A 2084-nucleotide genomic window follows, 5' to 3' on the forward strand; every position below is an offset into this window, starting at 1 on the left:
CTGTTTTTACATACAATATATAGTAGCGTAAAACATATAAATATACTTTATCTTGTGCTGCTTTGCGCAAAATAAGGACTTTTTCAGTGGCGTCCTTCAGGTGGTGAGTAATAGCAAATTTGTCTCAGTGGGAGTTAGGTCTCCGACTGAGATAAACGCTCCGCGAGGATGCCTCGACATTCTAATGTTTTTTATTTCATAATTGGCTTTAACGCCTCAGATAATTTATCTTTTTCAGACTGCGCCTCCGCAAGATCCTTACCAAGCGTTGTGTAATAAATCTTAATCTTCGGCTCCGTTCCGGAAGGACGAACGATAACTGTCTCGTTGTTCTCCAGCTTATAAATAAGTACATTTGCAGCCGGAAGGCCTGTCTCTTCTGGTTTCTTATAATCCGTAACCTTCACAACTTTATATCCAGCAATCTCCTCAAGCGGCTTGTCTCTTAATCCCTGCATGATCTCAGACATCCGATCCATACCACTAAGTCCCGGGAATTCAAAGCTGTCGATCTTATTCAAATAACGTCCATACTCGGAATAGATTTCTTCCATTCTCTGCTTCAGAGAACTTCCGATGCTTCTATAATAAGCAGCCATCTCGCAAATCAACATAGATCCGATAATAGCATCTTTATCACGTACATATGGACCAGCCAGATATCCATAGCTCTCCTCAAATCCAAAAATGAAACGGTCAACTTCGCCTGCTGCCTCAAGACCTGCAATCTGATCTCCAATCCATTTAAATCCTGTCAGTACACTTCGAAGCTCTACTCCATAATGCTCTGCAACTGCATCTGCAAGTGGTGTTGATACGATAGATTTCACTGCTACCGGATTCTTTGGCATCGTACCTTTCTCTATACGTCCTGCACAAATGTAGTCAAGAAGCAGAACTCCGACTTCATTTCCACTGACGAGTTCGTAAGAACCATCCGGACACTTCATTGCAATACCAACACGGTCTGCATCCGGGTCAGTTGCAAGCATCAAGTCTGCGCCAGTCTCCTTTGCAAGGTTCAGTCCCTTCTCAAGTGCCTCGAAAATCTCCGGGTTCGGATAACTACATGTTGTGAAATATCCATTTGGATACTCCTGCTCAGGAACGATTGTGATGTCTGTAATTCCAATGTCTTTCAATACCTGTGTGACAGGAACAAGTCCTGACCCATTGAGCGGACTATATACAAGCTTCAATCCTGCTGTCTTGCAAAGTCCTGGGCGAACCTGTCTGTCCTCGATTGCATCATAAAGAGCTCTCTTACAATCATCGCCCACAAAACGAATCATCCCCTCTTCAACGCCCTGTGCAAATGACATGTATTTTGCACCAGTCAGAACATCTGTCTTCTGAATCTCTTCATAAACAATTGCTGCCGCATCATCTGTCATCTGACATCCATCCGGACCATATGCTTTATATCCATTATATTTCGCTGGATTATGAGATGCTGTTACCATAACACCTGCATTACAATTATAATAACGTGTTGCAAATGAAAGAGCCGGTACAGGCATCAATGCATCATAGATCCGAACCTTGATTCCATTCGCTGCCAGTACACTTGCCGCATTCTTCGCAAATACATCACTTTTAATACGGCTGTCATAGCTGATTGCTACTGTCTGCGTTCCACCCTGTGTCTTTACCCAGTTCGCCAGCCCTTGCGTAGCCTGACGTACAACATAGATATTCATCCGGTTCGTACCTGCTCCAAGAACACCCCGAAGTCCTGCAGTTCCAAACTTAAGCGCAACTGCAAAACGCTCCTTGATCTCCTCGTCATTTTCTTCGATTCTCGCCAGTTCCGGCTTCAGATCCGCATCCTCCAGATCAGCCTCCATCCAACGTTTGTAATCATCCTGATACATATTCTACCACTCCTGACTCATATTCTTTTTTGCTTCTTTTCATATGTAAGATGCCTACGGCATCAGATAAGTTAAATATACCATATTTCCGGAAAGACATCAATTAAAGGCGCTCATTTACTATGAAACAAAAACTACCGGGTAGCCAAAAAAAGCGCAAACTACCCCTTATCAAACTTTTGATTGTTTATTTTGAATTAAACTGGCAAG

1 protein-coding gene is annotated in these 2084 nt (G+C 43.0%); it reads right to left on the reverse strand.

Annotated elements, in window-relative coordinates; genetic code table 11:
* Positions 1 to 191: 191 nt before the first annotated feature.
* Positions 192 to 1874: a phospho-sugar mutase gene (locus G593_RS0118200; protein WP_029732598.1), complete on the reverse strand. Its 1683-nt coding sequence runs from the start codon at positions 1872 to 1874 to the stop codon at positions 192 to 194.
* Positions 1875 to 2084 lie beyond the last annotated feature (210 nt).

This window comes from Dorea sp. AGR2135 (assembly GCF_000420885.1).
In the GTDB taxonomy this organism is placed as follows: Bacteria; Bacillota; Clostridia; order Lachnospirales; family Lachnospiraceae; genus Dorea; species Dorea formicigenerans.

Coding starts and splice junctions, on each gene's coding strand:
- G593_RS0118200 (WP_029732598.1), bottom strand. CDS start 1,874: ATGTATCAGGATGATTACAAACGTTGGATGGAGGCTGATCTGGAGGAT.